General features: G+C 62.5%; 5 protein-coding genes and 2 tRNA genes. 4 read left to right on the top strand and 3 right to left on the bottom strand.

Annotated features, from left to right (window positions below; genetic code table 11):
• Nucleotides 1–42: 42 nt before the first annotated feature.
• Genes QP994_RS10885 through QP994_RS10875 form a run of 3 tightly spaced genes read right to left on the bottom strand, consistent with a single transcriptional unit; the run spans nucleotide 43 to nucleotide 872 of the window.
• Complete coding sequence (locus QP994_RS10885) at nucleotides 43–330, bottom strand: hypothetical protein (RefSeq protein ID WP_284866796.1); 288 nt, start codon at nucleotides 328–330, stop codon at nucleotides 43–45.
• 42 nt (nucleotides 331–372) lie between these two features.
• A complete protein-coding gene (locus QP994_RS10880) occupies nucleotides 373–630 on the bottom strand; it encodes a TetR family transcriptional regulator (protein WP_284866795.1) in 258 nt (85 codons plus the stop codon).
• A gap of 17 nt (nucleotides 631–647) precedes the next feature.
• The gene (locus tag QP994_RS10875) at nucleotides 648–872 is read right to left on the bottom strand and encodes a CopG family transcriptional regulator (protein WP_284856282.1); all 225 of its coding nucleotides are present in this window, start codon (nucleotides 870–872) and stop codon (nucleotides 648–650) included.
• 101 nt (nucleotides 873–973) lie between these two features.
• Here QP994_RS10875 and gyrA point away from each other — a divergent pair, with 101 nt between their 5' ends.
• The 4 genes from gyrA (at nucleotide 974) to QP994_RS10855 (ending at nucleotide 4,153) form a co-directional block, all read left to right on the top strand.
• Nucleotides 974–3,547: a DNA gyrase subunit A gene (gyrA, locus tag QP994_RS10870; protein WP_284866794.1), complete on the top strand. Its 2,574-nt coding sequence runs from the start codon at nucleotides 974–976 to the stop codon at nucleotides 3,545–3,547.
• A gap of 3 nt (nucleotides 3,548–3,550) precedes the next feature.
• Entirely contained in the window at nucleotides 3,551–3,886 is a 336-nt protein-coding gene (locus QP994_RS10865) for a DUF3566 domain-containing protein (RefSeq protein ID WP_284866793.1), read from the top strand.
• A 105-nt stretch (nucleotides 3,887–3,991) separates the two neighbouring features.
• Nucleotides 3,992–4,068 (top strand) — tRNA-Ile (locus QP994_RS10860).
• A gap of 12 nt (nucleotides 4,069–4,080) precedes the next feature.
• Nucleotides 4,081–4,153: transfer RNA gene (locus QP994_RS10855), tRNA-Ala, on the top strand.
• The last annotated feature ends 164 nt before the right edge of the window (nucleotides 4,154–4,317 follow it).

Here is a 4,317-nt window from a genome sequence, read left to right as displayed (position 1 = left end):
GCCCGGGTGTTACTGGATACTCACCCGGGCGTTACTCGATCCTCACCATGGCGTTACTAAATCGGTGGTCTGAACAATCAACGCCAGAACACCTGCTGTGGCAGCGAAGGCGAGGAAAACTGATAGTGGGGCAAAACCGGTGTAGGCGCTGCCGAACGGTGGCTGCTCTGGCGCTTCCGCGCCCGGCGGAAGGGCGTTGGCGTTGTCCGTGTTCTTCCGTACGGAATCGGTGGAGCTGGTGGTGGGGCCCTCGGCAGCCACAACGGTGGGGGTCACCAGTAGGGAGGCGGACAGTGCGGCTGCTAGCGCAGCAGACGTGAGCTTCTTCATGCCACGGATTCTACCCCGGGAAGATTGCCGCTGAAAGTGATGCTAGCGGCGCAGGTAGATTTCCGCGGCGACAATGGCGAACTCCTTGTTGAAAGCCGTGAGCGGCTCCAGGCGTTCGATCCCGCGGGCGAGAGCAGCAGCGGCAGCGGTGGGGGAGTCGAAGACGGGGATGCCCTCGATGTGCGCGCCGGGAATGGCGGCGGCGGCGCAGATGGCGGAGAAACTGCGCACGGCGGTGGACCACTTCGCGCAGCTCTCATCGGCGATGATGAGGAGTTGTTCGGGGGTAAGGGGTGTCATTGGTTTCTGCTCAGCCTCTAGTCCGCCTCATGTGGTCGTGCCCGGCGGATGCGGGCGGCCAGGGCGGGGCGGCCGGGGATGGTCTCGTGGGCGAGGGAGTGAATGGAGGCGTCGTCAAGCAATCTGGTCGCAGCGATGGCGATGGCGCGCTTGGCGGCTTCTTGCTTGCTGCAGCCCCACGCGCTGGCCAGTAGCACGAGGGCGCGGTCCTCTTCAGCGGACAACCTGAGGGTCATAGCCATGGCGTGATGGTATCACTCTGATACCGCATGGCATAGGCCCAAAGACGCAGAAGGCGCGTAAACTGCCTAGAGGATCTATCTCTAATTGAAAGGCCAACACCTTGAGTGACGATATTTTCGGCGGTGAGCTCGGCGACCGCATCCTCCCCATTGACATCAATGAGGAGATGCAGACTAGCTACATCGACTACGCCATGAGCGTCATCGTCGGCCGCGCACTGCCTGATGTGCGCGACGGCATGAAGCCGGTGCACCGCCGCATCATCTACGCAATGTATGACTCCGGCTACCGCCCGGAGCGTTCTTATGTAAAGTCCGCGCGCCCGGTGTCTGACACGATGGGTCAGTTCCACCCGCACGGTGACTCCGCTATTTATGACACGCTGGTGCGCCTCGCCCAACCGTGGGTCATGCGTTACCCGCTGGTAGACGGCCAGGGTAACTTCGGCTCCCGCGGTAATGACGGCCCGGCGGCTATGCGTTACACGGAGTGCAAGATGACGCCGCTGTCCATGGAGATGGTGCGCGATATCCGTGAGAACGCGGTGGACTTCTCCCCGAACTATGACGGCAAGGCGCAAGAGCCGGACGTGCTCCCGTCCCGTGTGCCAAACCTGCTGCTCAACGGCTCCTCCGGTATCGCCGTGGGTATGGCCACCAACATCCCGCCCCACAACCTGGGCGAGCTGGCAGAGGCCATCTACTGGATCCTGGATAACTACGACGCAGACGAGAAGACCACCCTGGATGCGTGCATGGAACGCGTCAAGGGCCCGGATTTCCCCACCGCCGGCCTCATCGTCGGTGATCAGGGCATCAAGGATGCCTACACCACCGGCCGCGGCTCCATCCGTATGCGCGGTGTCAGCGAGATCGAGGAAGTGGGCACCCGCCAGGTCATCGTGATCACGGAGCTGCCGTACAACGTCAACCCGGATAACTTCATCTCCGGCATCGCCGAGCAGGTCTCCGCGGGCAAGCTCACCGGCATCTCCAAGATCGAGGATGAGTCCTCGGACCGCGTGGGCATGCGCATCGTCATCACCCTCAAGCGCGACGCCGTGCCGCGCGTTGTGCTGAACAACCTGTACAAGCACTCGCCGCTCGAGTCCAACTTCAGCGCCAATATGCTTTCGCTTGTCGACGGTGTCCCGCGCACCCTCCGCCTCGACCAGATGCTGCGCTACTACGTGGCACACCAGATCGAGGTCATCGTCCGCCGCACCCAGTTCCGCCTCGACGAAGCGGAAAAGCGCGCGCACATCCTGCGCGGCCTGGTCAAAGCACTGGACATGCTCGATGAGGTCATCGCGCTCATTCGCCGTTCCCCAACGGTCGACGAAGCCCGCGCAGGCCTGATGAAGCTTCTCGACGTCGACGAGATCCAAGCCGACGCCATCCTCGCCATGCAGCTGCGCCGTCTGGCAGCCCTGGAACGCCAGAAGATCGTCGATGACTTGGCCGCTATTGAGGCCGAGATCGCCGACTACAAGGACATCCTGGCCAAGCCGGAGCGCCAGCGGGCGATTGTGGCGGAGGAGCTGGCGGAGGTCGTCGATAAGCATGGCGATGAACGCCGCACCCACATCGTCGCCGCAACCGGCGATGTGACCGAAGAAGACCTCATCGCGCGCGAAAACGTCGTGGTCACCATCACCGCAACCGGCTACGCAAAGCGCACCAAGGTGGACGCCTACAAGTCGCAGAAGCGCGGCGGCAAGGGCGTGCGCGGCGCTGAGCTGAAGCAGGACGACGTGGTGAAGAACTTCTTCATCTGCTCCACCCACGACTGGATCCTCTTCTTCACCAACTTCGGCCGCGTTTATAGGTTGAAGGCGTACGAACTGCCGGAGGCCGGCCGCACCGCACGTGGCCAGCACGTGGCAAACCTGCTGGAATTCCAGCCGGAGGAGAAGATCGCCCAGATCATCCAGATCCAGACCTACCAGGACGCCCCGTACCTGGTCCTGGCCACCCGCGACGGCCGTGTGAAGAAGTCCCGCCTGACCGACTACGAGTCCGCGCGCTCCGCCGGCCTCATCGCCATCAACCTCAACGAAGGCGACGCCCTCATCGGCGCATCCCTGGTCAGCGAAGACAGTGACATCCTGCTTGTCTCCGAGCAAGGCCAGGCCATCCGCTTCACCGCGGACAATGACCAGCTCCGCCCGATGGGCCGCGCCACCGCCGGCGTGAAGGGCATGCGCTTCCGCGGCGACGACCAGCTGCTGGCCATGACCACCGTCAAGGACGGCGACTACCTCCTCGTGGCCACCTCCGGCGGCTACGGCAAGCGCACCCCAATCGAGGAATACTCCCCGCAAGGCCGTGGTGGCCTGGGTGTCATGACCTTCAAGTACACCCCGAAGCGCGGCAAACTCATTGGCGCACTGGCCGTGGAAGAAGACGACCAAATCTTCGCCATCACGTCTGCTGGCGGCGTCATCCGCACCGAAGTCAACCAGATCCGCCCGTCGTCGCGCGCCACCATGGGCGTCCGCCTCGTGGATCTTGCGGACGGCGTTGACCTCCTCGCCATCGACGTCAACGTCGAAGACGAAGGCGAAGAGGAAGCCACCGCCGTGGCCAAGGGTGAGAAGACTCTGGAGGACGTGGCAGGGGCTGCTTCGGCTGAGTCCGCGAAGTCTTCGGAGTCTTCGGAGTCTGAGGAGTAACGCATGGCCTCACGCAACGTGACCGTGACGCACATCAACCCGATGAGCGCCTTCAAGGTCGGCATCTGCATGGCGCTCGTCGGCTTCGCCGCGTGGCTCATCGCGGTGTCGATCCTGTACGTGGCCGTCGACGCCTTCGGCGTCGTCGCGTCCATGAACTCCCTGATCAGCGGTGTGGGTGGGGACACGGCGATTAACTTCCCGTTCGTCCTCGCCATCGCCGCTCTTCTCGGCGCCATCGGCGTGGTGTTCGTGGCACTCATGGCCCCGCTCACCGCCTTCATCTACAACGCCCTCACTGGGCTTGTGGGTGGCGTGGAAGTGGAGCTGACAAACTAGTTTTAGCGTGTGTTTAGCTAGTGTTGGCTACTCACTAATTAGGGCATTAACCAGGCGATTTGTGTTTGTGCGGGTCGCCTGGGTAATGTTCTAGAAGTTCCGAGCGGGCCTATAGCTCAGTCGGTTAGAGCGCATCGCTGATAACGATGAGGTCGCAAGTTCGATTCTTGCTAGGCCCACCAGTTCGGAACAAAGGGGCATTAGCTCAATTGGTAGAGCGCCTCCCTTGCAAGGAGGAGGTCAGGAGTTCGATTCTCCTATGCTCCACAGCACGTGGAACCCGTCAGCCGTGATCGGCTGGCGGGTTTCCGCATTCCCGCCCTTGGTCCTGGCCTTGCCGCCTTTGGGTTAAGCGGCTTAAGGGACATTTCGTGTGGATTTGCGGCGTGTCGCACTAAGGGACATTTCGTGTGGATTTAGGAGCGTCCGGC

Origin of the sequence: Corynebacterium sp. MSK044 (genome assembly GCF_030232825.1) — a bacterium.
In the GTDB taxonomy this organism is placed as follows: Bacteria; Actinomycetota; Actinomycetes; order Mycobacteriales; family Mycobacteriaceae; genus Corynebacterium.
Note: the sequence above shows the minus strand (reverse complement) of the source record. Positions and strands in the feature narration are given on the sequence as shown.

Bases quoted from the DNA above. Each gene is read 5' to 3' on its own strand.
- QP994_RS10885 (WP_284866796.1), bottom strand. From the start codon at position 330: ATGAAGAAGCTCACGTCTGCTGCGCTAGCAGCCGCACTGTCCGCCTCC.
- QP994_RS10880 (WP_284866795.1), bottom strand. From the start codon at position 630: ATGACACCCCTTACCCCCGAACAACTCCTCATCATCGCCGATGAGAGC.
- QP994_RS10875 (WP_284856282.1), bottom strand. From the start codon at position 872: ATGGCTATGACCCTCAGGTTGTCCGCTGAAGAGGACCGCGCCCTCGTG.
- QP994_RS10865 (WP_284866793.1), top strand. From the start codon at position 3,551: ATGGCCTCACGCAACGTGACCGTGACGCACATCAACCCGATGAGCGCC.